Origin of the sequence: Variovorax sp. Root434 (assembly GCF_001426595.1) — a bacterium.
In the GTDB taxonomy this organism is placed as follows: domain Bacteria; phylum Pseudomonadota; class Gammaproteobacteria; order Burkholderiales; family Burkholderiaceae_C; genus Variovorax.
Window position 1 is genome coordinate 799011 of sequence record NZ_LMEK01000012.1, and the last position, 26331, is coordinate 825341.

Consider the following 26331-nt stretch of genomic DNA (forward strand, 5'->3'; position numbering starts at 1 on the left):
TCCATTTTGGCTCGTTGGCCTCTCGCACGGGGTCGGACGACACGCCAAGTATGCTTTCAACGCCGCCCCAACGAAGAAGGAAGACAAGCCGATGAAAACCATCAAGGGTCCCGCCATATTCCTGGCCCAGTTCGCGGGAGACACCGCCCCGTTCGACACGCTCGACGGCATCGCCGGCTGGGCCGCCAGGCTGGGCTACAAGGGCGTGCAGATCCCGAGCTGGGACGCGCGCCTGTTCGACCTCCGGCGCGCCGCCGAGAGCAGGACCTACTGCGACGAGGTGAAGGGCACGCTGGCGAAGCACGGCCTGGAGATCACCGAACTCTCGACGCACCTGCAGGGCCAGCTGGTGGCGGTGCATCCGGCCTACGATGCGGGCTTCGACGGCTTCGCGGCGCCCGAGGTGCGCGGCGACCCGGTGCGGCGGCAGCAGTGGGCGGTCGAACAGCTGCACTTCGCGGCGAAGGCCTCGGCCAACCTTGGCCTCACGGCGCACGCGACCTTCTCGGGCGCGCTGGCATGGCCGTACCTGTATTCGTGGCCGCCGCGCCCGCCGGGCCTCGTCGAGGAAGCCTTCGACGAACTCGCGCGCCGCTGGCGGCCGATCCTCGACGCCTTCGACGCCGTGGGCGTGGACGTGGGCTACGAGATCCACCCCGGCGAAGACCTGCACGACGGCGTGAGCTACGAGATGTTTTTGGAGCGCGTGAACAACCACCCGCGCGCCTGCCTGCTGTACGACCCGAGCCACTTCATGCTGCAGCAGCTCGACTACCTGGCCTACATCGACCACTACCACGAGCGCATCAAGATCTTCCACGTGAAGGACGCCGAGTTCAATCCGACCGGCAAGCAGGGCGTGTACGGCGGTTTCCAGAGCTGGATCAACCGGGCCGGGCGCTTCCGCTCGCTAGGCGATGGGCAGGTGAACTTCAAGGCCATCTTCTCGAAGATGGCGCAGTACGACTTTCCGGGTTGGGCGGTGCTGGAGTGGGAGTGCTGCATCAAGCACCCGGAAGACGGCGCGCGCGAAGGCGCGAAGTTCATCGCCGACCACATCATCCGCGTGGCGGACCGGGCGTTCGACGACTTCGCGGCGGGCGGGGTGGACGTGGCGGCCAACAGGCGGATGCTCGGAATCGGCTGACCTGACCCTCAGAGCAACGCGACCAGCCGACGGATCGCGCCGTCGATCTGCTGCTCGGCGATCAGCCCGTAGCCGAAGGCGAGGCCGTTGGCCACGCCGGGCGCGTGCGGATCGAGCGCAAAACGCGAGAGCGGCGGCAGCGTGATGCCGGCCGCGGCGGCGCGCTCCACTACCGCATCGGCGCGCGTACCGCCGTGCAGCCGGGCCGACAGGTGCAGGCCGGCGTCCGAAGGAATCACTTCGAGCCGGCCCGCACCGTGGCGTGTCAGGGCCTCGAGCAATGCGGTGCGCCGCGCGCCGTAGAGCTTGCGCATCTTGCGGATGTGTCGCGCCAGGTGCCCTTCGGCGATGAAGGCGGCCAGCGCCTCCTGTCCCAGCACCGGGCCGTGCCAGTCGGCCAGTTCGCGCGCGCGCACCAGCGCCGCGCGGGCCCAGGGCGGCGCCACCACGAAGCCCAGCCGCAGCGCGGGGAACAGGCTCTTGGAAAAGGTGCCGATGTAGAAGACCGACTCGGCGCGGTCGAGGGTCTGCAGCGCATCGAGCGGGCGGCCTGCAAAGCGGAATTCGCCGTCGTAGTCGTCCTCGATGACGACCGCGTTGCGCGCCCGCGCGAAGGCCAGCAGCGCGGCACGGCGCGGCGGCGACATCGCCACGCCGGTGGGGAATTGGTGCGAGGGCGTCACGCAGACCACGCGGGCTTCGGGCGGAATGCGGTCCACGCACATTCCTTCGTCGTCGGTCGGCACCGTCACCACTTTCGCGCCAGCGGCCAGCATGGCTTCGCGCAGCGAGGGATAGAACAGCTGCTCGACCGCGACCACCGTGCGCCCCGGTACGACGAGGATGCGCGCGAGCAGCCCGAAGGCCTGCTGCGCGCCGGCCGTGACCACGATGTCGCCGGCGGTGCAGCCGACGGCGCGGGTGAACGACACGTGCTTCGCGATGGCCTCGCGCAGCGCGCCCTGGCCCTGCGGGTCGGCGTAGTCGGCGGTCTGGCGTGCGATGCGGCGCAGCGCGCGGTCGCTCAGGCGGCGCCAGATGTCGAAGGGAAAGGCGCTCACGTCGGGCAGGCCGACCCGGAAGTCGTCGCGCGCTGGCAATGGCTGCAGCGTGGGTGCGAGGTCCGCGCCCGGAAGGGTGAGTGGCACCAGACGGGGGTCGCGCCGGGCTGTCGAGGCTTTGGTGGCGCGGCCGCGCCGGGAGGCCGGCAGCGTGTCGGCCACGTAGGTGCCGGCGCCGGGGCGCGCCAGCAGGTAGCCCTCGCTCAGCAGCAGGTCGTAGGCCGCGAGCATAGTGTTGCGCGACACGCCCAGCCGCTGCGCCAGCGCGCGCGTGGCGGGCAGGCGCGCGCCGGGCTGCAGCCGGCCGTCGAGGATGGCGCCGCGCAGCTGGCGGTGCACCTCGCGCAGCAGTTCGCGCGAGCCGGCGCCCGGCAGGTGGATGGCGAGTTCGAAAAGTGGCTCCATGAACTTCGTCAATTGTGGTTCTTTTGAAGAGCCAATTGCAAACGTACTCTGGAGGCCTCGAACACAGCTTCAACGGAGTTCCTCATGAACGACACCGATCTCCCGACCTCGCGACCGCCTGAACGCCTGCCCCTGAGCCTGGGCTGGCTCGCGCTGGGCGCCTTCGCCATCGGCACCGAAAGCTTCATGGTCGCGGGGCTGCTGCCGGTGCTGGCGGCCGACCTGCAGGTCAGCGCCGCGCGGGCCGGGCAGCTGGTGCTGCTGTTCGCGCTGAGCTATGCGATCGGCTCGCCGGTGATGGCGGCGCTGCTGGCGCGCTTCGGTCGCCGGCCGCTGCTGATTGCCAGCCTCGCGGCCTTCTCGGCGCTGACGCTGGCGGCATCGATGGCGCACGGCTTTGCGCAGCTGGCATTCGCGAGGGTCGCGCTGGGGCTGGTGGCTGGCGTGTTCCTGCCGACCGCGAGCGCGGTGGCGGCCGCGATGGTGTCGCCCGCGCTGCGCGGCCGAGCGCTGGCCATCGTGACCGGCGGCGGTACGGTGGCGGTGGCACTGGGCGTGCCGCTGGGCGCGTGGATCTCCGGCTGGGGCGGCTGGCGCACGGCCTACCTGCTGATCGCGGCGGCTGCGGCGCTTGCCACCTTGGGCCTCGCCCTCGGGCTGCCGCGCCAGCTGGCGCAGGCCCCGGTGGCTGCAAAGCGCGCGCCGGCCTTTGCCGTGGCCCGCGAGCCGGGCGTGCTGCCGGCACTGCTGATCAGCATGCTGTGGGCCACGGGCGGCTTCAGCTTCTACACCTACATCGCACTGTTCCTCTCGGAAACGCTGGGCTTTGGCGCCGAAGGCGCGAGTGCGGTGTTCTTCGCCATCGGCGTGGCGGCAGCCATCGGCACCGCGGCTGGCGGCTGGGCCACCGACCGCTTCGGTGCCGATCGCATGGCACAGGGCTTCGCGCTGATGCTGGTGCTGATCCTGGGTGGGCTCTCGTTCTCGGCGCAGATGCTGCCGCGCGGTTTGGCACTGCCGCTGATCGTGGGACTGTCGGCGCTGTGGGGCTTTGCGGGCTGGGGGTTCGGCCCGGCGCAGGCGGTGCGGCTGATCCGGCTGGCGCCGGAGCGCGCGCCGATGACGCTGTCGCTCAACGCATCGGCGATCTACCTTGGCATTGCGGCCGGCTCGGCACTGGGCGGCATGGCGATCGAACTGGCCGGCGTCGGCGCGGTGGGCTGGGTGGGGGCGGCCTGCCAGTTCACGGGGCTGATGCTACTGTTGCGCGCGCCACGCGCGGCCCGCAGCGCCTCGTCAAACTATGTTTTTGATAGCGAATAGTGCTTGAGCAACGGCCCTTCGGGGCCTTTTTGATGAGATCGTTGTTTTAAAGACAAGCAACTGTCATGCCCTGCAAGCTATAATGTCGGGTTCGTTTCGATACCACGACGAAGAATTTCGTCAATACCGCCGGCTGACCTGCACTGTCCCTTGGATTCTTCAGGCCTCTCACTTCCAAGCCGGCTTTTACAGTGTGTTGGAGCGCCAGACCGGGCGCCCATGATTGCCACCACTGCCTTCGTTCCTGTTGAAGCGAATAGCGCGTCCGCCGCGCCATTCCGGCCGGCCCACGCCCGTTTTCAATTATTTTTCAGGCACTTCGCGCTTTGCATCTGCGCGCTGTGCCAAGGCTTCATGGACATCATTCAACACAGTATCGCGGTGGGCAAGTACCTTGTTTCCCCGCTCATCCGACATCAGGACGACGGCAAGTACGCCGCTTCGGTCTCGATCCGCTCCGGCCACGGCAGCGGCATGCACGACCGCGTGATGCGCTTCACGCCGCGCTTTGCCAGCCACGCCGCCGCCGTCGGCTACGCCATCGACCAGGGCCTCGGCTGGGTGCGCGAACGCGCCCCCCAGGTTTCGAAGACGGCCCCTCTCGCGCTTCCGTGCGCGGGCTGAAACAATTACGCCCAATTCCATCTCCAACAAACATCGAACGAGTCAGAGGTAACCACATATGCCCAAGGAAGAACTGATCGAAATGAATGGCGCAGTGACCGAAGTCCTGCCCGACTCGCGCTACCGCGTCACGCTGGACAACGGCCATCAGCTGATCGCCTACAGCGGCGGCAAGATGCGCAAGCACCACATCCGCATCCTGGCGGGTGACAAGGTGTCGCTCGAACTCTCGCCCTACGACCTGACCAAGGGCCGTATCACCTTCCGTCACCTGGAACGTCGCGGCCCGCCGCCGACCACCGGCGGCAACAACTCCCCCCGCCGCTGATCCGCAACTGACGAAAGGCCTTGCGGTGCCCGCAAAGGGCGCCCGCAAGGCTTTTGTTTTTTGCGCTTCCCGGCTGCTGAACGATGACCACACCCAACCCCACAGCCGGCGGCACCCCAGCCGACAACGGCTTTGCCTCGCTGGCGCTCTCGCCCCAGATGCTGGCCAATCTCACCCAGCTCGGCTACACGCAGATGACGGCCATCCAGGCCGCCGCGCTGCCGCCGGCGCTGCTCGGCAAGGACCTGATCGCGCAGGCCAAGACCGGCAGCGGCAAGACCGCCGCCTTTGCGCTGGCGCTGCTTTCCAACCTGAACCCGCGCCGCTTCGCCATCCAGGCGATGGTGCTGTGCCCGACGCGCGAACTGGCCGACCAGGTCACGACCGAAATCCGCCGCCTGGCGCGTGCCGAAGAAAACATCAAGGTCGTCACGCTCTGCGGCGGCGTCGCCCTGCGCGGGCAGATCGCCAGCCTGGAGCACGGTGCGCACATCGTCGTGGGCACGCCGGGCCGCATCATGGACCACCTCGAGCGCGAGAACCTGAACCTCGAGGCGCTCAACACCCTGGTGCTCGACGAGGCCGACCGCATGCTGGACATGGGCTTCTTCGACGACATCGTGACGGTGGCGCGCCAGTGCCCTTCGGCCCGCCAGACGCTGCTGTTCTCGGCCACGTACCCCGAAGGTATCGCCAAGCTCGCGCAGCAGTTCATGAAGAGCCCCGAGCAGATCACGGTGCAGGCGCAGCATGAAGGCAGCAAGATCCGCCAGCGCTGGTACCAGGTGAAGGACAGCGAGCGGCTGCACACCGTGAGCCTGCTGCTCGACCATTTCCGCCCTGTCAGCACGCTGGCCTTCTGCAACACCAAGCAGCAGTGCCGCGACCTCGTCGAGGTGCTGCAGGCCCAGGGCTTCAGCGCGTTGGCGCTGTTCGGCGAGCTGGAGCAGCGCGAGCGCGACCAGGTGCTGGTGCAGTTCGCCAATCGCAGCTGCTCGGTGCTGGTTGCCACCGACGTGGCAGCGCGCGGGCTCGACATTTCGCACCTCGAAGCCGTGATCAACGTCGACGTGACGCCCGATTCCGAAATCCACATCCACCGCGTCGGCCGCACCGGCCGCGTGGGCCAGCAGGGCGGCTCGGAAGGCCTGGCGCTGAACCTGGCCAGCATGAACGAGATGGGCTTCGTCGGGAAGATCGAGCAGCTGCAGGGCCGCGAATCCGAATGGCACGAACTGGCCGAGCTCACGCCGGGCAAGGGCGAGCCGCTGAAGCCGCCGATGGCCACGCTGCAGATCGTGGGCGGGCGCAAGGAAAAGATCCGCGCCGGCGACGTCCTGGGCGCGCTGACCGGCGACTGCGGCTATGCCAAGGACCAGGTCGGCAAGATCAACGTCAACGAGTTCTCGACCTACGTGGCGGTTGACCGCGCGATCGCCGAAGAAGCCGCGCGCAAGCTGTCGGCCGGCCGCGTCAAAGGCAAGTCGGTCAAGGTGCGGCTGCTGGAGCAGTAGCCGCCGCACCGGCCTGCGGCGAGGTCGGGGCCACCGGCGCGTCGAGCGGCGGCGCCGCGGCCGCAGCGGGCGCAGCGGGCGCGGGCGCCTCCTGCCGCGCCAGCTTCGCGGCCAGCCGGAACGCCACGATCACCGCCAGCAGGCCGAAGATCGACGAGCCCACGGCCTGCCCGATCAGCACGCCTGCCGCACCGTAGTGCGAGCCCCACCACGCGAACGGAATCGTGCCCAGCGTGGCGCGCCCCCAGTTGAATGCGGTCGACAGCAGCGGATGCCCGAGGTTGTTGAAGGAGGCGTTCGCCACGAACAGCCCGCCCGCGAAGAAGAAGCTCGCGGCCAGCCAGCTGCAGAAGAGCGAGATCAGCTCGGCCGCCTGCCCGTCGGCCGAGAACGCGCGGATCAGCACGCCCTGCCCGAGCGCCAGCACCAGCCACGCCACGGCCACCGACGCCACCATGAACAACAGGCTGTCGCGCAGCCCTTCCTGCACGCGGCGGAACTGCCCCGCGCCCAGGTTCTGCGCGAGGATCGGCCCGACCGCGCCGCTGAGCGCATAGACCAATCCGAAGGCCACCGGCGTCAGCCGGTCGATGGTGGCCGCGCCCGCTACCGCCGAGGGCCCGAACTGCGCGACCGAATGCGTGACGAAGGCCGCGCCCACCGGCGTGGCGAGGTTGGTCAGCACCGCCGGCGCGGCCACCTTGCCGAGCGCGCGCGCATCGCCGCCCAGTCGCGACGGCTCGAAGCGCCCGAGCATGCGGTGCCTCATCGTCACGCCGTGCAACCCGATGGCCGCGAGCACGATGCGCGAGACCACCGCGCTGATGGCGGCGCCGTCGAGCCCCAGGCCGAAGCCGAAGATCAGGATCGGGTCGAGCACCGCCGTCACGAAGGCGCCGCCGAGCGTCACCGTCATCGAGCGGCGCGCATCGCCGATGGAACGCAGCAGCGCCGAAGTCGCCATGCCGATGCCCAGCAGCGGCAGCGTGTGCACCGTCACCGAGAGGTAGCGATGCGCGAGCCGCGCCGTCTCGCCCTGGGCGCCCAGCACCTGCAGCGCGGGATGCAGGAAGAACGCCGTGCCGGTGCCCGCCACCACCGACACCGCCGTCATCAGCACCAGGCTCGATGTGGCGATGCGGCGCGCGTCCTCGCCACGGCCGGCCCCCACGGTGCGCGACACCACCGCCGCGATGCCGATCGTCAGCCCGATGCACAGCGACGCATGGAAGAAGCCCACCACGCCCGCAAAACCGACCGCCGCGGCAATCTCCTTCTCCCCGAGCAGCGAGATATAGAACAGGTTGATGAGGTCGACCGCGAACACCGCGATCAGCCCGATGGCCCCCGTGCCCGCCATCACGCAGACATGGCGCATCAACGACCCCGAAACGAAGCGCGCGCGCTCGACACCACCCGCCGTTGCGGTTATTGGCATATGAAATTCCCGATGTGGCCTAATTGCAGGTTCGAACATCACTTTTACCCGAGCTTTTCATGCCCAAGACATTCCGTACCGAAGCCGAACGCGTTGCCACCCCCAAGCCGACGCCGATGCCCGGCTACACCGTGCCTCGCTCCGGTGGCGGCCAGAAGGTCAGCCTCGAACGCGGCACCGCAACGCGCAGCAAGAAGAACCCCGGCAAGCGCGCCAAGAAGGGCGGCTGATCCGGCCCCCGCTGGCTCCCCGGAGCCACGACGAACGCGCCCACGGGCGCGTTTTGTCGTTGGGGCAGCTATAAGGCAGCGATGTCCGACGACAACCAGATCTTCATTCCTCCCTCGTTCTTCGCGGTCTACACCGATACACGCCAGCGCCTGAGCGAGCCGATCGGCGTGGTGCGCGAGCGCTACGAGATGTGCGAAGACCTCTCCAACCATCTCGTGGGCCACGCGCAGATCCAGCACCACACCGAGGTGCCGGTCGAAAGCGAGATCCTGCGGCGCATCCACGCCGGGCTCGCCGCGCCCGAATCAGGCGTGACGGCGGCCGAGGCCACGTGGATCGTGCAGCGGCTGGCCGAGCTGCTGGGCTGGGGCACACCCGAGCCCGAGCCGGCCGACGACTGATACGGCGCGAGCATGACCAGTCGCACCACCGACCTCCTGCTCACCGCGAGCGCGCCTGCCATCTGGGGCAGCACCTACATCGTCACGACCGAGTTGCTGCCGCCGAACTACCCGCTGACGGTCGCCATGCTGCGCGCGCTGCCCGCCGGCCTGCTGTTGCTGCTGATCGTGCGCAAGCTGCCCGAGCGCGCGTGGTGGGGGCGCATCCTCATCCTCGGCGCGCTGAACTTCTCGGTCCTCTGGGCGATGCTGTTCCTGGCGGCATACCGGCTGCCGGGCGGCGTCGCGGCCACCATCACTTCGGTGCAGCCGCTGCTCGTGGTGTTCCTGGCCAGCGTCTTCCTGGGCTCACCGATGCGCGCGCTGTCGGTCGCGGCGGCGGTGGTCGGCATCGGCGGGGTCGCACTGCTGGTGCTCACGCCGAATGCGGCGCTCGATGCCATCGGCATTGCCGCGGCCATTGCCGCCGCGGTGTCGATGGCCTTCGGCACGGTGCTGAGTCGGCGCTGGCAGCCGCCGGTGTCGGCGCTCACCTTCACGGCGTGGCAGCTCACCGCCGGTGGCCTGCTGCTGTTGCCGGTGGCGCTGCTGCTGGAGCCACCGCTGCCCGCGCTGACGGCGCAGAACTGGATCGGCCTCGGCTGGCTCGGCCTCGTGGGCGCCGCGCTGACCTACATCGTGTGGTTCCGCGGCGTGGCGCGGCTGGAGCCCTCGGCGATCGCGCCGCTGGCTTTCCTGAGCCCCGTGACGGCGATGATCCTGGGCTGGGCGCTGCTGGGGCAGGCGCTGTCGGCGTGGCAGGTGACGGGGATCGGCATCGTCATTGCGAGCATCTGGCTCAGCCAGCGCGGGGCGCAGCCTGTGGTGCGAGCCATGCCGGCCGCGCGTCAAGCCGGCTGAGCCGAGGTCGAGGTCGCGCGCTTCAGCAGGCTCAGGTAGCCGGGCTGCACTTCCATGCGCGCGATGGCGCCCTGCCTCTGCAGCAGGCGATGCGCCTTCGGCAGCGTCCAGCAAGGCAGGTTGGTGAACATGTGGTGCTCGCAGTGGTAGTTGACCCAGTAGGGCGCCACCAGGATGCGTTCGAGCCAGCCGGCGTGCGTGGTGCGGGCCTGGCGCAGCGGATCGGCCTCGTTCTGCGCGACCAGCGCATGCTCGGCAATGTTGCGCACGCGGCTCACGAGCGGCAGCCAAGTGGCCATGGGCAGCAGCCACATCAGCAGCCATGCCCACCAGCAGCCGGCGAGCGCGAAGGCCAGAAATCCGAGGCTGTTGACAATGAGAAAGCGCCTGTCTTTCGCAAGCTCCCGGCCGAGCACCGCAGGGACCGACTCACCCGGCCCGCGCTTGCGGATGCCTTCGGCGACATGCCCGAAGCGCTGCTTGTAGAACGTCTGTCCGCTCAGGTCGCGCACCACCTTGCGCCACATCGACGCGCGCGTGATGGGGAAGGGCGCCGACAGCACGAGGTCCGGGTCTTCGGTCTGCTGCACGAAGCGGTGGTGCTGCAGGTGGTACGGCCGGTAGTCGCGCAGCGTCGACGAGCACAGCCAATAGCCCACCCAGTCGTTGATCTTGCGATTGCGGTGCAGCCCCGCGTGCGCCGCGTCATGCATGAGGATGAACAGCCCCAGCTGCCGCGTGCCCACTACCGGCACCACGAGCGGAAGGGTCCAAGGCCACACGATGCCCACGAGCATTGCTGCGCCGATCACGGCCCAGCAATGCAGCACCAGCCACAGGCCCTTCCACGAAGAACGCGCAGTGAGCGACTGCCATTCTTCGGCGGTGAAGAACTCTTCGGGTTGGGCGCGGGGAGCGGCGGCCATGCGGGCCAGTATGCGCCGCCGGCCCGGGCAAGGCACGCGGAATTCCCCGCAGTGCAGCGGCGAGTGGAGGCGAGGCCCTTCGGCCTACTTGTCGATGATCTTGCGCGCGAAGACTTCGAGGTAATCCATCAGCCGCTCGGCGCCCGCGACGGCGGCGGCTTCGTCGCCGGTCGCGATGCCCTGCGCCAGCTCGAGGTGCGCGTTGGCGCCCTCGACGATCTCGCCTTCGTGCTGGTAGGCATACCAGAAGCGCCGGCACTGCACGATCGGCGGGATCACCGCCCTCACTGCCGAGTCGTTGTGGCTCGCCTGGTGGTTGACGAGGTCGAGTGCATGGTCGGCGCGCATGTAGCCGGTGAGGTCGCCGCGTGCCGCGGCCTCGACCATGGTCCGGGCGCAGCGGACGATGTCGGTGCGCTGCTGCGCGGTGGCCCGGCGCGCCGAGCAGGCGGCGATCAGCCGTTCGAGCACGCGCCGAGTCTGGATCACGTCGAGGTGGTCGGCCAGGTCGATGGCCGACACGAGCAGCCCGCGGCGCGGTTGCTGCACGATGAGTCCGATGGACACCATGCGCATCAGCGCCTCGCGCACCGGCGTGCGGCCGAGCCCCGTGCGCTCGGCGAGTTCGGCCTCGACGACCTGGCTGCCGGGCTGCAGCTGCATGGTCGACAGCAGCGTCTCGATGGCGTCGTAGGCCAGGTCGGCAGCGCGGCGCTTGGGCGGTGGGCGGGATGCGGTCTTCGAGGCGGGCATGGTCTTGTTCTGCAGATGCGGCGGCGTCATTGTCGGCGGTCGCCGTCGTTCGCCAAGCCTGCGAGCGTCGAGATGCGGGCCGGCGACAGCGGAGGGCGCGGCGCGGGCGGCGTCCATCCGAAGAGGAAATGCGCCGCGTCGCCGCAGACGCGGCCCTGGCAGGCGCCCATGCCGCAGCGGCGATGCAGCTTGGCGTCGGTCCAGCCGGTGCAACCTGCCAGCGAGGAGAAAGGAATGTCTTCGCAGCGGCACACGAGCGTGTCGGGCTGCGGCATCGTCTTGATATCTGGCGCCAGCGCGAAGTTGCGGTGCAGCTGCGCGGCAAAGGCGTTCCAGCGGGCGCGTTCGCCTTCGTGCGCCTTGGCTGCATGTTCGTTGCCGACAGCCGCATGGCCTGCGATCGTGCCCTGCGCCAGTGCGCGTTCGCTGCCGCCGAAGCCGGTGCACTCGCCGGCTGCATGGATGCCGGGAACGCTGGTGGCTTGCAGGGCATCGACCCACAGGGCTTGGGCCTTCAGCGCGCAGCCGAGCAGCTGGCCGAGCTGCGTGTTGGGTGTGAGGCCGAAGCCGCAGGCGATGCGGTCGCAGGCAATCTCGATTTCGCTGCTGCCTTGGCGAAGTCGCGCCGATTCGACTTGCGTCGCGCCGTGCGCCGAGACGATGCGCGACGAAGTGCGGTACCGCGGATCGGCCAATGTCACCGCCTGCGCGGCCTTGCCGGGCCAGCGAGCGAGGCTGGCGCCGAAGCGCGCGACCGAGGCGAACGACGCCTGCTCCGCGATGCGCAGCACCTTCGCGCCGGCTGCGCGCGCAGTGGCTGCAGCGGCAAGCAGCAGCGGGCCGCTGCCGGCGATGACGATGCGTTCGCTCTCGACCGGCATGCCCGCCTTGACGAGCGCCTGCAGCCCGCCCGCGCCGGTCACGCCGGGCAGCGTCCATCCGGGGAAGGGCAGCAGAAGTTCGCGTGCACCGGTGCAGAGAATGAGCTTCTTCCACCGCATGCGCGTGGCGCCTTCGGCGTCTTCGAGCAGCAGTTCATGCGGCAAGGGCACGGCGACGACGCGCGTGCCGCTGCGCACGCGGATGTTGGCATGGTGCTCGAGCGCATCGCGCCGTTTGCGCGCCGCAGGCGGCAACGCCGCGCCGGGGCCATCGCGCCAGATCTGTCCGCCGGGCACGGGGTTGTCGTCGATCACGACGATCGATGCGCCGCTGGGCGCAGCCGCCACCGCTGCGGCCATGCCGGCCGGCCCTGCACCGACGACGAGCACGTCGCATTCTTCCTGTGCCATGCCGGTCGTCATTCCGTCGTCTCCACGCGCATGCCTTCGATGCAGACCGTCTGGCACGCGAGCCTGCGCCGGCCGTCGACCAGCACGCGGCATTCCTGGCACACGCCCATGCCGCAGAACGGCGCGCGCGGCTGGCCCGTGACCGAAGTGCGCGCCACGCCCATGCCGCTGGCCACGCGCAGCGCGGCAGCGACCGAGCTGCCCGCCTTCACGCGCACCAGATGGCCGTCGATGTTCAACAGGGTGTGGCCGCTCATGCGATCTCCCGGAGGCCGCGCGGCGCGTAGGGCGCCGCATCGAAGTCGGGGGTCGCGCCGGTCATCAACGCAGCAAGCAGATGCGCGCTGCCCGGCGCGGTGGTCACACCGAGCCCTTCATGTCCGACAGCGAGCCAGAGCTTCTCGCGCCACGGGTGCTTGCCCAGCAGCGGAAGCCCGTCGGGCGATGCCGCGCGCATGCCGGTCCACGAGCGCACCGCGTTGAGGTTCGCGAGCCCCGGCAGGTAGTCCAGCGTGCGCTGGAGCATGCGCGCGAGCATCGGCGCCTCGACCGCCGGGTCGGTCGTGTCGAACTGGCGCGACGAGCCGACCAACAGCTGCCCCGTGGGCCGTGGCTGCACGTTGAAGGCGACCGAGTCGCCGTCGCTGTGGTGCGCGCTGGTCACGTAGCCGAGTTCGACCAGTTGGTGATGCACCGTGCCCGGATAGCGGTCGGTGATCAGCAGATGGCCCTTCTTCGGGCGGATCGGCAGTTCGGGGCACAGCGTCGTCGCCTGGATGCCGTTGGCCAGCACGACCTGCGCCGCTGTGCGGCGGCTGCCGTCGGCGAGCCGCAACGTGCCGTCGTCTTCGATGGCCTCGACCTTCGCATGCTCGACGCTGATCGATTCCGTGTTTTGGGTGAGCAGCCAGCGCGCGGCATTCGGCGCATAGAGGATGCCGTCGCCCGGCACTTCGAGAGCGCCCGACAGACCCTTGCGCAGCGCGGGCTCCGCGCTTGCCAGTTCGCGCGCATCGAGCAGCCGGCTGCCGATGCCGTGCGCGCGCAGCCGCTGCTGCTTGCGCTCGGCCTCCACCATCTCTTCGTCGTTCGCGGCAATCCAGAGCGTGCCGCAGGCGCTGTACGCGCAGTCGTCGCTCATGCGCGGCGCCAGCTCGCGCCATTGCGCGACCGAATGGCGGCTCAGTTCGAGCTCGGCCGCGTTGTCGTCCATCACCACGAGGTGGCCCATGCCCGCGCCGGTGGCACCGCCGATGCGCGCATCGAGCACCAGCACCCTGCGCCCCGCCTGTGCAAGCGCCTGTGCGCACGCCGCGCCGACGATGCCGGCGCCGATGACGATGACATCCACGTCCATGCCGCCCGATGTCAGAGCCGGATGCCCCAGCCGAAGGGATCGTCTTCTTCGATCAGGAGCGTGGCTTCGGCGCTGATGTGCGCGCGGCCTCGCAGCGTGGGAATGACCTTGCCATCCGCCATCTCGTAGCTGGCCTCGAAGCGGCTGCCGATCACGCTGGCCTGCGTCCACACTTCGCCCGGCGCGAGCTTGCCGTCCGCCGCGAGGCAGGCGATCTTGGCGCTGGTGCCGGTGCCGCAGGGCGAGCGGTCGTAGGCGTTGCCCGGGCACAGCACGAAGTTGCGGCTGTCCGCGCCTTCGTCGTCGTTGGCAAAGAGTTCGACGTGATCGATCTCCGCGCCGTCCGCGCCCGTGATCCCCTGCGCCGCCAGTGCGCGGCGCAAGGCAGAGGTGTAGCCGGTCAGCGCCGCGAGGTTGTCGCTCGCCACGCGCTGGCCGTGCTCGCTCACCAGGAAGAACCAGTTGCCGCCCCAGGCCACGTCGCCGCGGACGGTGCCATGGCCCGGCAGCTCGACCGCCACCTGGTGCAGATGCCGGTAGGCCGGCACGTTGCGCACGCTCACCGAGCCGTCTTCGTGCAGCGTGGTCGTGACCGTGCCTACAGGCGTCTCGATCCGGTGCTCGCCCACGCCGATGCGCCCCATGTGCGCAAGGCTCGCGACCAGCCCGATGGTGCCGTGGCCGCACATGCCGATGTAGCCGGCGTTGTTGAAGAAGACCACGCCGGCAGCCGCATCCGGCGACACGGGCTCGCAAAGCAGCGCCCCCACCACCACGTCGCTGCCGCGCGGCTCCAGCACGGCCGCCGCGCGCCACTTGTCGTGCCGCTCGGCCAGCAGCGCACGGCGCTCGGCCATGCTGCCGCCGCCCAGATCGGGAAACCCGCCGATCACAAGGCGCGTGGGCTCGCCGCCCGTGTGCGAATCGATGACCTGGATGCGTTGCATGTGGCTGGGTCCGATCAATAGCTGGCGAGGGGAACGGGCGCCGCGTTCTTGAAAGTAAAGACGGTGATGGGCGCCTGCTTCATGTTGCCCTTGTCGTCGTACGAATAGGTTGCGGCCACGCCCTTGTAGGTGGTCTTGTAGAGCTCGGCGCCCACCTTGTCGGGGTCGATGGAGTTGGCCTTCTTCATCGACTCGCCGATGAACAGCACCTGGTCGTAGTACGAAGCAGCGTACGCGTCGGGATCGACGTTGAAGCGCTTCTTGAACTTCTCCTTGAAGGCCGGGCCGCTCTGCGCCTTCTCGAGGATAGAGCCACCCTGCGCGCAGAACACCAGATCGTTGACCGCGTCGCCGCCGAGCTTGCCGGTGGCGGGGCTGCACACGGTGTCGCCGCCCAGCAGCTTGCCGGGTACGGCGAGCTGCTTCATCTGGCGCGCCATGGGCGCGGCCTGCGGTGCATAGCCGCCAAAGAAGATGGCCTCGGGCGCCTTGGCCTTCATGTTGGTCAGGATGGCCGTGAAGTCCACGGCCTTGTCGGTGGTGAACTCCTGGCCGACCACGGTCAGGCCCTGCTTCTTCGCTTCCTTGGTGAACTCTTCGGCGAGGCCCTGGCCGAAGGCGGTGCGGTCGTCGATCACGCCGACCTTGGTTACCTTCAGCACCTTGGCCGCGTAGACCGCCATGGCGCCGCCGATCTGGTTGTCGCTCGCGATGATGCGGTAGAGGTTCTTGTAGCCACCCTGCGTGACCTTCGGGTTGGTGCCCACCGTGGAGACCATGGTGCCGCCGTCGCTGTAGATGCGCGACGCCGGAATGGCCACGCCCGAGCAGTACGGGCCCATGACGAACTTGACGCCGTCGTCGACGAACTTCTGCGCCACGCTCACGCCGGTCTTGGCGTCGCACTGGTCGTCTTCAGACACCATCTCGAACTTCAGCGTCTTGCCGCCGACGCTGAGCTTCTTAGCATTGAGTTCCTCGACGGCGAGGCGCACGCCGTTTTCATTGTCCTTGCCCGCGAAGGCATTGGGGCCCGAGAGCGGACCGCTGTGACCGATCTTGACCACCTGCTCCTGTGCTTGTGCCTGACCTGCGATGGCGATGGCCACGAGGCCGAGAAACGAAACCATGTTTGCTTTTGACTTCATGCTTCTTCCTAGGTTGGGGACGATGAAAAGAGGGGCGTATTACATAACCGATTGGTACTGCGCAGGCCGCGTGGCGAGCGCCTTCTTCACGACGGCCTCGATGAAGGCGCGCTCCTCGCCGATGAGCGGCAGGCGCGGGCGGCGCATGTGCTCGSTGCCCACGCCCACCAGCACGTCGATGAGCTTGAGGTTCTGCACGAGCTTGGTCGACACGTCGAGGTGCAGCATCGGCGTCATCCACTGGTAGAGCTTGAGCGCCTCGGCGAACTGGCCGGCCTTCATCAGGTCGTACAGCGCCACCGTCTCACGCGGGAACGCGCAACCCACCCCGGCCAGCAGGCCGTCGCAGCCCAGGGCTAGGCCTTCGTAGGCCAGGTCGTCCACGCCCAGGAACAGCTGGTAGCGGTCRCCCACCGTGTTGCGCAGGTCGGTGATGCGGCGGATGTCGTCGGTGCTCTCCTTGATCGCCGCGATCCATTCGCAGTCGGCCAGCTCGACCATGTGCTCGGGCTTGAGGTCGACGCGGTAGGCCACCGGGTTGTTGTAGACCATGATGGGTTTCTGCGCGGCGTTGGCGATGGTGCAGCTTGGTCGACACGTCGAGGTGCAGCATCGGCGTCATCCACTGGTAGAGCTTGAGCGCCTCGGCGAACTGGCCGGCCTTCATCAGGTCGTACAGCGCCACCGTCTCGCGCGGGAAGGCGCAACCCACCCCGGCCAGCAGGCCGTCGCAGCCCAGGGCCAGGCCTTCGTAGGCCAGGTCGTCCACGCCCAGGAACAGCTGGTAGCGGTCRCCCACCGTGTTGCGCAGGTCGGTGATGCGGCGGATGTCGTCGGTGCTCTCCTTGATCGCCGCGATCCATTCGCAGTCGGCCAGCTCGACCATGTGCTCGGGCTTGAGGTCGACGCGGTAGGCCACCGGGTTGTTGTAGACCATGATGGGTTTCTGCGCGGCGTTGGCGATGGTGCGCACATTGAGCATCGCCTCGCGTGCGTCGGCCACGTAGATCACCGAGGGCATCACCATGAAGCCGGCCACGCCGAGCTTGTTGGCACCGTCCACGTAGCGCAGCGCTTCGCGCGTGCTGGTTTCCGACACATTGGCCAGCACCGGGATGCGGCCGTCGGCGGCGTCCAGCGCGATCTTCGCGACCTGGAGCTTTTCTTCCAGCGTCAGCGTGCTGGCTTCGCCGAGCGAGCCGCAGGTGACGAGGCCATGGATGCCGTTGCGGATCTGGAAGTCGATGTGCCGGGCGGTGCCCTCGGCATCGATGCTCTCGTCGGCGTGGAACTTGGTGGTGATGGCGGGGAAGATGCCTTGCCAGCGGGGATTGGTCACGGATGGTGCTCCTNGCGGTGCCCTCGGCATCGATGCTCTCGTCGGCGTGGAACTTGGTGGTGATGGCGGGGAAGATGCCTTGCCAGCGGGGATTGGTCACGGATGGTGCTCCTTGGGTAACAGGGTGGTCGATTTCAAATATCTTATTAATATATTTAAAACATACAAACAAAATATTAGCGTTATTCGCTATTGACATCGCATCAGGGAATCTACGGATATATGGTTCCTCGAATGGCCTTGATTGAGTGCAATTTTTGTATACAAATAACGCATCCGAATATCCGGCGCGAAATTTGCGTCAAAACCGGTCCCAATCCAACTCACTCGCACGAGGAATGACCATGAGCACAGTCGTCAGCCAGGCCCCCGCGGGGGCAAGCGAAGCCGGCATTGCGCCGCACGCGGAATCAAACGCCGTCATCAAGCCGGGCTACCACCCGCGCCTGACCAACGAAGACCTCGCCCCGCTGAAGAAGCAGACCTGGGGCCAATACAACATCTTTGCCTTCTGGATGTCCGACGTGCACAGCGTGGGCGGCTACATCACGGCCGGCAGCCTGTTCGCGCTGGGCCTGTCGAGCTGGCAGGTGCTGGTGTCGCTGCTGGTCGGCATCGTGATCGTGCAGTTCTTCTGCAACCTCGTGGCCAAGCCCAGCCAGGTGACGGGCGTGCCCTACCCGGTGGTGTGCCGCGCGCCCTTCGGCGTGCTGGGCGCCAACATCCCCGCCATCATCCGCGGGCTGATCGCCGTGGCCTGGTACGGCGTGCAGACGTACCTCGCATCGGCGGCGTTCATGGTGCTGGCGCTGCACATGGCGCCGGGCCTGGCGCCGTATGCCGATGTCGCGCAACACGGCTTCGTCGGCCTGTCGGCCCTCGGCTGGGTCGCGTTCATGGTCATGTGGGTGCTGCAGGCCTTCGTCTTCTGGCACGGCATGGACGCCATCCGCAAGTTCATCGACTGGGCCGGCCCGGCGGTGTACGTGGTCATGGCCGTGCTGTGCGGCTGGCTGGTGTGGAAGGCGGGCTGGAGCAAGATCGACCTTAACCTGGGCGGCATCAAGTTCCAGGGCTGGGACGCGCTGCCCGTGATGCTCTCGGCCATTGCGCTGGTGGTGAGCTACTTCAGCGGCCCGATGCTCAACTTCGGCGATTTCTCGCGCTACGGCAAGAGCTTCGACGCGGTGAAGAAGGGCAACTTCTGGGGCCTGCCGGTGAACTTCGTGTTCTTCTCGCTGCTGACTGTCATCACCACCGCCGCCACGCTGCCCGTCTTTGGGGAACTGATCACCGATCCGGTGCATACCGTGGGCAAGATCGACAGCACCACCGCCGTCGTGCTGGGCGCGCTGACCTTCATGATCGCAACCATCGGCATCAACATCGTGGCCAACTTCGTCTCGCCGGCCTTCGACTTCTCGAACGTGGCGCCGCAGCACATCAGCTGGCGCACGGGCGGCATGATCGCGGCCGTAGGCTCGGTGTTTCTCACGCCATGGAACCTGTACAACAGCCCCGAGGTCATTCACTACACGCTCGACGTGCTGGGTTCGTTCATCGGGCCGCTGTTCGGCATTCTGATTGCCGACTACTACATCGTGCGCAAGCAGCGCATCGACGTGGACGCGCTCTACAGCATGAGCCCGAAGGGTGAGTACTGGTACAGCAGCGGCTACAACCCGAAGGCGATCCAGGCGCTGGTGCCCTCCGCACTGGTGCCGATCCTGTGCGTGATGGTGCCGGCGCTGCGCGGTGGCGCGAACTATGCGTGGTTCATCGGCATGGGCCTGGGCTTCGTGCTCTATGCCGTGCTGAACCGCAACAACAAGACTTGAACTGAAGAGAAAGGGAGCGCCGTGCGCATCAAGATCATCAACCCCAACACCACCTGGAGCATGACCGAGAAGATCGGTGCCTGCGCCCGCGCGGTGGCGCACGCCGGCACCGAGATCGTCGCCGTGAGCCCGGCCATGGGGCCGGTCTCCATCGAGAGCCACTACGACGAAGCGCTGGCCGTGCCGGGCCTGCTGCAGGAGATCGCGGCGGGCGAACGCGAGGGCAACATCGACGGCTACGTGATCGCCTGCTTCGGCGACCCGGGCCTGAAGGCCGCGCGCGAACTGGCGCGCGGACCGGTGGTGGGCATCGCCGAAGCCGCGATGCACCTGGCCAGCATGTTGGGCAGCCGCTTCAGCGTGGTGACGACGCTGGGCCGCACCATGGGCCAGGCCTGGCACCTGGCCGAGATCTACGGCATGGAGCGCTTCTGCGCCAACGTGCGCGCCTGCGAGCTGCCGGTGCTCGAACTCGAGGAGCCCGGCTCGCGTGCGCGCGAACGCATCGTCGACGAATGCCGGCGCGCGCTCGAGGAAGACGGCTCCGACTGCATCGTGCTGGGCTGCGCCGGCATGACCGACCTGTGCGCGCATATCGAGCAAGTGCTCGGCGTGCCCGTGATCGACGGCGTGGCCGCGGGCACCAAGCTCATCGAGTCGCTCGTCGCCCTGAAGCTGCGCACCAGCAAGCGCGGGGAGCTGGCGAAGCCCTTGCCCAAGCCCATCGTTGGCGCACTGGAAGGCTTTACGCTTTCGAGCTAGGCCACAATCCGCGCATGCCCCGCGCCAGTTCCAAATCTTCCGTACCCCCCGCCATCGCCGTTCCAGCCGAGAACGGCGCGGCCGCAGCCGACAAGAACAGCTCCATCGAAAGCATCGCCAACGACATCGCCACCGCGATCGTCGAGAAGCGCCTGCCGCCCGGCACCTGGCTGCGCGAAGAGGCGCTGGGCCGGGTCTATTCGGTCAGCCGCACCAAGGTGCGCGCCGCATTGCTGATGCTGTCGAAGGACAAGCTCATCGAGATGATTCCCGACAAGGGCGCCTTCGTCTGCCAGCCGACGGTGGAAGAGGCCCGCGAGGTGTTCGCGGTGCGCCGCATTCTCGAAAGCGAGGTGGTGCGCCTGTTCGTCGCCGCCGCACGGCCGCGCGACTACCAAGTGCTGGAGCAGCACATCAAGTTCGAACGCACAGCGCTGCGCCAGACCACTACCACGGGCACCGTGCGCGAGAAGCTGCTGGGCGACTTCCATGTGGCGCTGGCCGAGGCCACGGGCAACCGCACGCTGGCCGAGCTGGTGCGCGAACTGGTGGCACGCAGCTCGCTGATCGCCATGCTGTACCACTCGTCGAACGATCCGCACTGCTCGTCGGACGAGCACGCCGATTTCCTGCGCCTGTGCCGCAAAGGCGATGCCGAGGCCGCCGTGAAGAGCATGAATGACCACCTGGAGCGCATCGAGGCCAGCCTCGAACTGGGCACCGAGAAGCCCGACCGGCAGCTCGATCTGGTGAAGGCGCTGCTCGCCTAGGGAGGGCCTGCAAGACAGACACCTCGACGGTGTCCTGGGCACCCCGGGTGTGATTCAGCGCCGAGCTTTCTTCGCAGCGCGCTTCCTGGGCTCGCGCGAAGAAGAGTCGGCCGGTGCGACAGCTGCGGTTCCCAGGCATTCCGCACTTGCGATCAGTCCGCGCAGGAACACCATGATCAGCCGGCCCGAGGGATCCGGGCGCGTGCTCATCCGCTGCAGTGCCAGTCCATGCGAGAGTGCCATGAAGGCCGCGGCCAGTTCGTCCGGTGCGGCAGGGGGCGAGCGCCCGAGCTTGTCGAACAATAGGCCGATCACGCCGCCGATTTCGGAGCGGTGTTTGTCCCACACCTTCCGGTACTCCGCAGCGAACGTCGGGCTGCGATTGGCATGCAACTGCAGTTCGATGGAAAGCATGCACCAGTCGGCATCGTGATTGAGCGTGGAAGCCCAGGCTTCCAGTTCGGCCAGCATCTGTTCGGGCTGTTGCGCGTCGTTGCCCAAGACCGTGGAAAGCTGCGTCGCTTCCGCTTCCATGTGCCGTCGCAGCAACTCCAGCAGGACGTCTTCCTTGCTCGAGAAGTTCGAATAGAAGGCACCTTGGGAGTAGCCCGCCTTGTCCGCGATGTCTCGGATCGACGCGCCCCCATAGCCGTTCGACACGAACAGGTTCTGCGCGGTATCGACCAGACGCTCGCGAGTCTGCGCCCGGCTTTCCTCACGGGTCAGGCGCGTTCTTGCTGTCGTGGGGCTCATGCCTCAAAAGATATCACATGAACTTTGGATATCGACCGGCGGGGCGCGTGCTTCCGGAGGCGAGGCTGCACACCGCTCCAGATATCACTTGATATTTCAAAATGTCGAAGGTACATTCAAAACTCATTTGATCTTTGAAATTCAATCGATATGGAAAAACCCAAGAGCCCGAGGTCCGCGTTTGTCACCGGCGCCACTGGCCTTCTCGGCAACAACCTTGTGCGCGAACTGGTCGCGCGCGGCGTCTCCGTCAAGGCCCTCGCCCGCTCGAAGACCAAAGGTCAGCAGCAGTTTGCGGGGGTGAAAGGCGTCGAATTGGTGCTGGGCGACATGGCGGATGTACCCGCTTTCTCCAGGGCACTGCAAGGATGCGACGTGGTGTTCCACACCGCCGCCTTCTTCCGGGACAACTTCAAGGGCGGCAGCCACTGGGAAGAGCTCAAACGCATCAATGTGGACGGCACACAGCAGCTCATCGAGCGGGCATACGACGCCGGCATCCGGCGCTTCGTCCAGACCTCATCCATCGCGGTGCTGAATGGCGAACCTGGCATGCCCATCGACGAGACCTGTCTGCGTGACCTGGCAGATGCCGACGACGACTACTACCGCAGCAAGATACTGGCCGATCAAGTCGTGTCGGCCTTTCTTGCGACGCACCCGGACATGCACGCGAGCTTTGTCTTGCCAGGGTGGATGTGGGGGCCAGCCGATATCGGCCCCACCTCGTCAGGACAATTTGTCAACGATGTGGTGCTTGGGAAATTGCCTGGGTTGCTGCCTGGAAGCTTTTCCGTTGTCGATGCCCGCGATGTGGCGAGGGCGCAGATTTCGGCCGCGGAGCACGGGCAGCGCGGCGAACGCTATCTGGCTGCCGGCCGCCACATGACGATGCAGGAATTGGTGCCCTTGCTGGGGAAGATCGCGGGCATCAAGACGCCGACACGCAACTTGCCCTTCCCGCTCCTGTATCTCCTGGCGGCGGCACAGGAGCTCTATGCGCGGATCAGCGGCAAACCCATCCTGCTCAGCCTGGCGACGGTGCGGCTGATGCGCAAGGAGGCGGGGCGCAGTCATTTCAACCACACGAAGAGCGAGCAGAAGCTTCAACTGAAGTTTCGCCCGATCGAGCAAACCGTTGCCGATACGGTCGCCTGGTACCGCGGCAATGGCTGGCTGCCCGGTGCGTCGCCCCAATAAAGGAAAGACCGTGACGAACAAATTGATCTTGAAATTCTTGACGGCCTTCGGAGCCGTCCTTCTTGTCGCGGCAGCGCCGCACGAATCCGCGGCGCAGGGCATCCCCTCGGCCAGGGCGGCGGACAGCATGGCCGAGTTCTGCAGGAAAGGACAGGCGGAGTACCCGGGAGGCGTCGCTCGCATGCATCCTTCGTTCAAATTCAACATCTGTTGGTGGCTCGAGGATGCCGGCATCGACGCAAGTACGTTCGACGACGTCGCTGGAACGCTGCCGGAACATGCCGGGCCGTCGCAGGCAGCCTGGCAAGCGACTTTCAGCAAGCCCGCCCAGCTGCATCTGGAACGAGCCCGCGTGGCCGAAGAGCGGGGCGACAGCACGACCGCATCGGCCGAATACAAAAAGGCCGCTTTCTATCTGCGGATGAATCGACTGCCCAAGCGTGTCCCCACTGCGGATCTGCAGGCGACCGAACGAGCCTACGCGGTCCAGGGAAAACCGCTCCAGCGGATCACGTTCAAGACCGGAGAGAAAGAATTCATCGGCTACTCCCGAGCACCGTCGGTACGACGCGGCAGCAACGAGAAGCTGCCGGTGCTGGTCATTCTGGGCGGCCTCGACAACCTGAAGACGGAGATGATCCGGCACAGCGACTACTTCATGAGCCGCGGGTTCGCAACCCTCATTGTGGAGAATCCGGACACCGGGGAGAACCAGTTGGGATTCCGTCCGGAGTCCTCCGCGATGCTCGACACGGTTGCGGACTACATCAAGACCCGCAGCGATCTGGACGCAAGCCGAGTGGCCGTGTACGGCTGGAGCATGGGGGGCTACTTGGGAACGCTTGGCGGGCTTAAGAACGACTTCTACAAAGCGATCGTCAACATAGGCGGCCCCAGCGACTCGAGCTTCGGACAAGCGCATTGCAAGACAGCGCCTGCATGGATCGTCGCGCCCTACACCGTGTTTGCCAACATGAATCCGCAGACGACGCCTCGTCAGGCGATGTGCGAATACTACGAAGCATTCCAACTCTCACATCAATTGAAGATGCCAACCGCGGTGCAGTTGCACAAACCCATTCTCATGGTGAACGGCGCCCGCGAAGATCTCATCTCCAGAGATGAACCCGCATCTCTTGCGGCTCTTGGCTTCAATGTGACGCAACTGGTATTTGGGGATGATGGCCACACGGCGGAGTCGAACATGCGAGAGCACTTCGAGTTCACCGCGAACTGGCTCATGCGGCGGCTGAAACTGGAAAACTGATCGTCTTCGCCCGGCGCCCGCGATGCGGGTTTTCCTGCATCCGGATTGCCGCATAAATTGTATACAGTTTGGCGTACACACTAGGTGGACGCCACGGAACACCGCGCCGTTCACGCTCTCTCCCCTTGCTGCGCCAGGAGATACACGATGACGGCCGAGACCTCTTCCACTGTTCCAACAGTCCATCCCGTGGACCAGCGCCTGCCTTCAGGCAAGCTCGCGGCCCTCGGCCTGCAGCACGTGCTGGTGATGTATGCGGGCGCGGTCGCGGTGCCGCTCATCGTCGGCCGAGCGCTCAAGCTCTCGCCCGACGAGGTCGCGCTGCTGATCTCGGCCGACCTGTTCTGCTGCGGCATCGCCACGCTGATCCAGGCGCTGGGTGCCACGCAGTTCTTCGGCATCAAGCTGCCCGTGATGATGGGCGTGACCTTCGCGTCGGTGGCGCCAATGGTCGCCATCGCCAACGCCAACCCGGGCCAGAACGGCGCGCAGCTGCTGTTCGGCGCCATCATCGGCGCGGGCGTGGTGTCGATACTGATCGCGCCGCTGGTGAGCTGCATGCTGCGCTTCTTTCCGCCGGTGGTCACAGGCACCATCATCACGGTCATCGGCATCAGCCTGATGCGCGTGGGCATCAACTGGATCTTCGGCAATCCCGTGGGCCCGACGGCGCCCGCGCTGGTCGACCCGGTGTATGCGAAGTGGCTGGCCGAGGTCACCTCGCCCGGCAGCTCCATTCCCGCGGTGCCCAAGGGCTTTGCGATCATGCCCACCGTGCCCAACCCCAAGTACGCGGACCTCTCCGGCTTCGGCGTGGCTGCGCTGGTGCTCGTGTCGATCCTGCTGATCGTCAAATACGCCAAGGGTTTCATCGCCAACATCTCGGTGCTGCTGGGCATCGTGATCGGTGCGGTGGTGGCCTCGGCCACCGGGCTCATGACCTACGAGAAGGTCGGCAAGGCCGCGTGGGTGGACGTGGTGCTGCCCTTTCACTTCGGCATGCCGCAGTTCGACCCGATCCTGATCCTCACCATGACGCTGATCATGATCGTGGTGATGATCGAATCGACCGGCATGTTCCTCGCGCTCGGTGAAATGACCGACCGCAAGATCAGCCAGAAGGACCTGGCGCGCGGCCTGCGCACCGACGGCCTGGGCACGCTGATCGGCGGCATCTTCAACACCTTCCCGTACACCAGTTTCTCGCAGAACGTGGGCCTGGTGGCCGTCACGGGCATCAAGAGCCGCTACGTGTGCGTGGCCGGCGGCGCGATCCTGATCGTGCTGGGCCTGCTGCCGAAGATGGCCGCGCTGGTGGAGTCGTTGCCCACCGTGGTGCTCGGCGGCGCGGGCCTCGTGATGTTCGGCATGGTGGCCGCCACGGGCATCCGCATCCTCTCAGGCGTGGACTTCAAGACCAACCGCCACAACGCGATGATCGTCGCGGTGGCTATCGGCGTGGGCATGATTCCGCTGATCGCGCCCAACTTCAAGCAATGGATGCCGCACGCAATCCACTCGCTGATCGAGTCGGGCATTCTGCTGGCGTCGATTGCGGCCGTGCTGCTCAACCTGTTCCTCAACGGCGCGAAGCACGACGAGCAGGCTGTGATCGCCGCGGCCAAGCAGGCCGAGGCGCACTGATCCTTCTTTCTTCTTCTCAGATCATCGCTAGCGGCGTCTTGCGCCGCGGCGGTGGATGCAGGCGGTCCAGCTCGGCCAGGGTCGCCGCATCGAGCTGCAGATCGGCGGCGGCCAGGTTCTCCTTCAGGTGCGCGCTGCGCACCGCCTTCGGAATCGCGGCCACGCCGGGCCGTGCGACGACGGCGGCCAATGCAAGCTGCGCAGCCGTCACGCCGAGCCGGCCGGCCAGTTCGCCCAGCCCATCGTCTTCAGCCAGCGCCCCCTGGTCGATCGGGCTGTAGGCCATCAGCGGCATGCCGCGTTCGCGCTGCCAGGGCAGCAGGCTGAACTCGGGGCCGCGCTCGCCGAGCGACAGGTACACCTGGTTCGCCGCACAGCCCGGGCCGCCGCCCACGGCCCGCGTCAGCTCTTCCATGTCGTCGGTGTCGAAGTTGCTCACGCCCCAGTGGCCGATGCGTCCGTCGGCCGCCAGCGACTGCATCGCCGCGACGGTCTCGCGCAGCGGATGGCTGCCACGCCAGTGCAGCAGGTAGAGATCGATGGCGTCGAGGCCCAGCCGCTTCAGGCTGCGCTCGCACGCGTCGCGCGTGCCGCGTCGGCTGGCGTTGTGCGGATAGACCTTGCTGACGACGAAGAGCTCTTCGCGGCGCGCGTCGCCCACGCGCAGGGCCTCGGCAATGGCCTGGCCCACCACCGTTTCGGCCCCGCCTTCGCCGTACATCTCGGCCGTGTCGATGAGCCGGTAGCCGAGGGCGATGGCCTCGCGCACGGCCTTCACCTCCGCCGCACGATGACCCGCGTTTTCGCCCATCCGCCATGTGCCCAGGCCGAGGACGGGCATCTCGCCGCCAGTGGGAAGTTGGAGTGTTCGCATCGGGCCATGGTACGGGGGACACAAGGCCGTGTCAGCCCTCTGGCGACGGCTGTCCCAGTGCTCCGTGCAGCAGCATCGCGTTCGCCCAA

At 67.2% G+C, this 26331-nt stretch carries 25 protein-coding genes and 2 pseudogenes; 14 read left to right on the forward strand and 13 right to left on the reverse strand.

Annotated features, from left to right (window positions below; translation table 11 throughout):
• Positions 1-91: 91 nt before the first annotated feature.
• A complete protein-coding gene (locus ASD05_RS14255) occupies positions 92-1147 on the forward strand; it encodes a sugar phosphate isomerase/epimerase family protein (RefSeq protein WP_056593217.1) in 1056 nt (351 codons plus the stop codon).
• Positions 1148-1155: 8 nt separating this feature from the next.
• On the opposite strand, the gene ASD05_RS14260 is transcribed toward ASD05_RS14255, so the two are convergent.
• Positions 1156-2613: a PLP-dependent aminotransferase family protein gene (locus ASD05_RS14260; RefSeq protein WP_056594431.1), complete on the reverse strand. Its 1458-nt coding sequence runs from the start codon at positions 2611-2613 to the stop codon at positions 1156-1158.
• A gap of 84 nt (positions 2614-2697) precedes the next feature.
• Here ASD05_RS14260 and ASD05_RS14265 point away from each other — a divergent pair, with 84 nt between their 5' ends.
• From ASD05_RS14265 to dbpA, 4 genes are all read left to right on the forward strand, one after another.
• The gene (locus tag ASD05_RS14265; RefSeq protein ID WP_056593219.1) at positions 2698-3936 is read left to right on the forward strand and encodes an MFS transporter; all 1239 of its coding nucleotides are present in this window, start codon (positions 2698-2700) and stop codon (positions 3934-3936) included.
• Between the two features lie 354 nt (positions 3937-4290).
• On the forward strand, positions 4291-4560 hold the full coding sequence (locus ASD05_RS14270) for a hypothetical protein (protein WP_056593222.1): 270 nt from the start codon (positions 4291-4293) through the stop codon (positions 4558-4560).
• A 58-nt stretch (positions 4561-4618) separates the two neighbouring features.
• Entirely contained in the window at positions 4619-4888 is a 270-nt protein-coding gene (gene infA, locus ASD05_RS14275) for a translation initiation factor IF-1 (RefSeq protein WP_007828652.1), read from the forward strand.
• 83 nt (positions 4889-4971) lie between these two features.
• The gene (gene dbpA, locus ASD05_RS14280) at positions 4972-6402 is read left to right on the forward strand and encodes an ATP-dependent RNA helicase DbpA (protein ID WP_056593233.1); all 1431 of its coding nucleotides are present in this window, start codon (positions 4972-4974) and stop codon (positions 6400-6402) included.
• On the opposite strand, the gene ASD05_RS14285 is transcribed toward dbpA, so the two are convergent.
• Positions 6377-7840: an MATE family efflux transporter gene (locus ASD05_RS14285; RefSeq protein ID WP_056593237.1), complete on the reverse strand. Its 1464-nt coding sequence runs from the start codon at positions 7838-7840 to the stop codon at positions 6377-6379. The two genes, dbpA and ASD05_RS14285, sit on opposite strands and share 26 nt — an antisense overlap.
• Positions 7841-7899: 59 nt before the next feature.
• Between ASD05_RS14285 and ASD05_RS30470 the strand changes: the two genes are divergently transcribed.
• The 3 genes from ASD05_RS30470 (at position 7900) to ASD05_RS14295 (ending at position 9372) form a co-directional block, all read left to right on the forward strand.
• Positions 7900-8070 carry a hypothetical protein gene (locus ASD05_RS30470; RefSeq protein WP_007828646.1) on the forward strand — a complete coding sequence of 57 codons (171 nt, stop codon included), beginning with the start codon at positions 7900-7902 and terminating at the stop codon, positions 8068-8070.
• 81 nt (positions 8071-8151) lie between these two features.
• The gene (locus tag ASD05_RS14290; protein WP_056593241.1) at positions 8152-8472 is read left to right on the forward strand and encodes a hypothetical protein; all 321 of its coding nucleotides are present in this window, start codon (positions 8152-8154) and stop codon (positions 8470-8472) included.
• Positions 8473-8484: 12 nt separating this feature from the next.
• The gene (locus ASD05_RS14295; RefSeq protein WP_056593248.1) at positions 8485-9372 is read left to right on the forward strand and encodes an EamA family transporter; all 888 of its coding nucleotides are present in this window, start codon (positions 8485-8487) and stop codon (positions 9370-9372) included.
• On the opposite strand, the gene ASD05_RS14300 is transcribed toward ASD05_RS14295, so the two are convergent.
• The 9 genes and pseudogenes from ASD05_RS14300 to ASD05_RS14340 form a co-directional block, all read right to left on the reverse strand.
• On the reverse strand, positions 9360-10298 hold the full coding sequence (locus ASD05_RS14300) for a fatty acid desaturase family protein (RefSeq protein ID WP_056593254.1): 939 nt from the start codon (positions 10296-10298) through the stop codon (positions 9360-9362). The genes ASD05_RS14295 and ASD05_RS14300 overlap by 13 nt on opposite strands.
• Before the next feature lie 84 nt (positions 10299-10382).
• Positions 10383-11081 (reverse strand): GntR family transcriptional regulator, encoded by a 699-nt coding sequence (locus ASD05_RS14305; RefSeq protein ID WP_056593257.1) that lies wholly within the window; start codon positions 11079-11081, stop codon positions 10383-10385.
• Positions 11078-12355 (reverse strand): FAD/NAD(P)-binding oxidoreductase, encoded by a 1278-nt coding sequence (locus ASD05_RS14310; protein ID WP_056593259.1) that lies wholly within the window; start codon positions 12353-12355, stop codon positions 11078-11080. The genes ASD05_RS14305 and ASD05_RS14310 overlap by 4 nt, the downstream gene beginning before the upstream one ends.
• Positions 12352-12600, reverse strand: coding sequence for a (2Fe-2S)-binding protein (locus tag ASD05_RS14315; RefSeq protein ID WP_056593263.1), 249 nt, complete (start codon positions 12598-12600; stop codon positions 12352-12354). The genes ASD05_RS14310 and ASD05_RS14315 overlap by 4 nt, the downstream gene beginning before the upstream one ends.
• Complete coding sequence (locus tag ASD05_RS14320; protein ID WP_056593267.1) at positions 12597-13700, reverse strand: NAD(P)/FAD-dependent oxidoreductase; 1104 nt, start codon at positions 13698-13700, stop codon at positions 12597-12599. The genes ASD05_RS14315 and ASD05_RS14320 overlap by 4 nt, the downstream gene beginning before the upstream one ends.
• Positions 13701-13711: 11 nt before the next feature.
• On the reverse strand, positions 13712-14647 hold the full coding sequence (locus ASD05_RS14325) for a 4-hydroxyproline epimerase (RefSeq protein WP_056594434.1): 936 nt from the start codon (positions 14645-14647) through the stop codon (positions 13712-13714).
• Between the two features lie 14 nt (positions 14648-14661).
• Positions 14662-15795 carry a branched-chain amino acid ABC transporter substrate-binding protein gene (locus ASD05_RS14330; protein WP_056593269.1) on the reverse strand — a complete coding sequence of 378 codons (1134 nt, stop codon included), beginning with the start codon at positions 15793-15795 and terminating at the stop codon, positions 14662-14664.
• 39 nt (positions 15796-15834) lie between these two features.
• Positions 15835-16374 (reverse strand): annotated as a pseudogene (locus tag ASD05_RS14335) (dihydrodipicolinate synthase family protein); the annotation flags it as partial.
• A 4-nt stretch (positions 16375-16378) separates the two neighbouring features.
• Positions 16379-17134 (reverse strand): annotated as a pseudogene (locus tag ASD05_RS14340) (dihydrodipicolinate synthase family protein); the annotation flags it as partial.
• A 344-nt stretch (positions 17135-17478) separates the two neighbouring features.
• On the opposite strand from ASD05_RS14340, the gene ASD05_RS14345 reads away from it, so the two are divergent.
• The 3 genes from ASD05_RS14345 to ASD05_RS14355 are packed head-to-tail and all read left to right on the forward strand — an operon-like array spanning position 17479 to position 20504.
• Positions 17479-18972 carry an NCS1 family nucleobase:cation symporter-1 gene (locus ASD05_RS14345; protein WP_056594437.1) on the forward strand — a complete coding sequence of 498 codons (1494 nt, stop codon included), beginning with the start codon at positions 17479-17481 and terminating at the stop codon, positions 18970-18972.
• 21 nt (positions 18973-18993) lie between these two features.
• Positions 18994-19734, forward strand: coding sequence for an aspartate/glutamate racemase family protein (locus ASD05_RS14350; RefSeq protein ID WP_056593272.1), 741 nt, complete (start codon positions 18994-18996; stop codon positions 19732-19734).
• A gap of 14 nt (positions 19735-19748) precedes the next feature.
• On the forward strand, positions 19749-20504 hold the full coding sequence (locus tag ASD05_RS14355) for a GntR family transcriptional regulator (RefSeq protein ID WP_056593276.1): 756 nt from the start codon (positions 19749-19751) through the stop codon (positions 20502-20504).
• 54 nt (positions 20505-20558) lie between these two features.
• Here the strand turns inward: ASD05_RS14355 and ASD05_RS14360 are convergent, their stop codons facing one another.
• Complete coding sequence (locus ASD05_RS14360; RefSeq protein ID WP_056593279.1) at positions 20559-21257, reverse strand: TetR/AcrR family transcriptional regulator; 699 nt, start codon at positions 21255-21257, stop codon at positions 20559-20561.
• 150 nt (positions 21258-21407) lie between these two features.
• Between ASD05_RS14360 and ASD05_RS14365 the strand changes: the two genes are divergently transcribed.
• From ASD05_RS14365 to ASD05_RS14375, 3 genes are all read left to right on the forward strand, one after another.
• Positions 21408-22457, forward strand: coding sequence for an SDR family oxidoreductase (locus ASD05_RS14365; protein ID WP_056593282.1), 1050 nt, complete (start codon positions 21408-21410; stop codon positions 22455-22457).
• A gap of 10 nt (positions 22458-22467) precedes the next feature.
• Positions 22468-23724 (forward strand): alpha/beta hydrolase, encoded by a 1257-nt coding sequence (locus ASD05_RS14370; protein WP_056594443.1) that lies wholly within the window; start codon positions 22468-22470, stop codon positions 23722-23724.
• A 147-nt stretch (positions 23725-23871) separates the two neighbouring features.
• A complete protein-coding gene (locus tag ASD05_RS14375) occupies positions 23872-25368 on the forward strand; it encodes a nucleobase:cation symporter-2 family protein (RefSeq protein ID WP_056593285.1) in 1497 nt (498 codons plus the stop codon).
• Positions 25369-25384: 16 nt separating this feature from the next.
• Here the strand turns inward: ASD05_RS14375 and ASD05_RS14380 are convergent, their stop codons facing one another.
• Complete coding sequence (locus ASD05_RS14380) at positions 25385-26242, reverse strand: aldo/keto reductase (RefSeq protein ID WP_056593288.1); 858 nt, start codon at positions 26240-26242, stop codon at positions 25385-25387.
• Positions 26243-26331 lie beyond the last annotated feature (89 nt).

Coding starts and splice junctions, on each gene's coding strand:
- ASD05_RS14255 (WP_056593217.1), top strand. CDS start 92: ATGAAAACCATCAAGGGTCCCGCCATATTCCTGGCCCAGTTCGCGGGA.
- ASD05_RS14260 (WP_056594431.1), bottom strand. CDS start 2,613: ATGGAGCCACTTTTCGAACTCGCCATCCACCTGCCGGGCGCCGGCTCG.
- ASD05_RS14265 (WP_056593219.1), top strand. CDS start 2,698: ATGAACGACACCGATCTCCCGACCTCGCGACCGCCTGAACGCCTGCCC.
- ASD05_RS14270 (WP_056593222.1), top strand. CDS start 4,291: ATGGACATCATTCAACACAGTATCGCGGTGGGCAAGTACCTTGTTTCC.
- infA (WP_007828652.1), top strand. CDS start 4,619: ATGCCCAAGGAAGAACTGATCGAAATGAATGGCGCAGTGACCGAAGTC.
- dbpA (WP_056593233.1), top strand. CDS start 4,972: ATGACCACACCCAACCCCACAGCCGGCGGCACCCCAGCCGACAACGGC.
- ASD05_RS14285 (WP_056593237.1), bottom strand. CDS start 7,840: ATGCCAATAACCGCAACGGCGGGTGGTGTCGAGCGCGCGCGCTTCGTT.
- ASD05_RS30470 (WP_007828646.1), top strand. CDS start 7,900: ATGCCCAAGACATTCCGTACCGAAGCCGAACGCGTTGCCACCCCCAAG.
- ASD05_RS14290 (WP_056593241.1), top strand. CDS start 8,152: ATGTCCGACGACAACCAGATCTTCATTCCTCCCTCGTTCTTCGCGGTC.
- ASD05_RS14295 (WP_056593248.1), top strand. CDS start 8,485: ATGACCAGTCGCACCACCGACCTCCTGCTCACCGCGAGCGCGCCTGCC.
- ASD05_RS14300 (WP_056593254.1), bottom strand. CDS start 10,298: ATGGCCGCCGCTCCCCGCGCCCAACCCGAAGAGTTCTTCACCGCCGAA.
- ASD05_RS14305 (WP_056593257.1), bottom strand. CDS start 11,081: ATGACGCCGCCGCATCTGCAGAACAAGACCATGCCCGCCTCGAAGACC.
- ASD05_RS14310 (WP_056593259.1), bottom strand. CDS start 12,355: ATGACGACCGGCATGGCACAGGAAGAATGCGACGTGCTCGTCGTCGGT.
- ASD05_RS14315 (WP_056593263.1), bottom strand. CDS start 12,600: ATGAGCGGCCACACCCTGTTGAACATCGACGGCCATCTGGTGCGCGTG.
- ASD05_RS14320 (WP_056593267.1), bottom strand. CDS start 13,700: ATGGACGTGGATGTCATCGTCATCGGCGCCGGCATCGTCGGCGCGGCG.
- ASD05_RS14325 (WP_056594434.1), bottom strand. CDS start 14,647: ATGCAACGCATCCAGGTCATCGATTCGCACACGGGCGGCGAGCCCACG.
- ASD05_RS14330 (WP_056593269.1), bottom strand. CDS start 15,795: ATGAAGTCAAAAGCAAACATGGTTTCGTTTCTCGGCCTCGTGGCCATC.
- ASD05_RS14345 (WP_056594437.1), top strand. CDS start 17,479: ATGAGCACAGTCGTCAGCCAGGCCCCCGCGGGGGCAAGCGAAGCCGGC.
- ASD05_RS14355 (WP_056593276.1), top strand. CDS start 19,749: ATGCCCCGCGCCAGTTCCAAATCTTCCGTACCCCCCGCCATCGCCGTT.
- ASD05_RS14360 (WP_056593279.1), bottom strand. CDS start 21,257: ATGAGCCCCACGACAGCAAGAACGCGCCTGACCCGTGAGGAAAGCCGG.
- ASD05_RS14365 (WP_056593282.1), top strand. CDS start 21,408: ATGGAAAAACCCAAGAGCCCGAGGTCCGCGTTTGTCACCGGCGCCACT.
- ASD05_RS14375 (WP_056593285.1), top strand. CDS start 23,872: ATGACGGCCGAGACCTCTTCCACTGTTCCAACAGTCCATCCCGTGGAC.
- ASD05_RS14380 (WP_056593288.1), bottom strand. CDS start 26,242: ATGCGAACACTCCAACTTCCCACTGGCGGCGAGATGCCCGTCCTCGGC.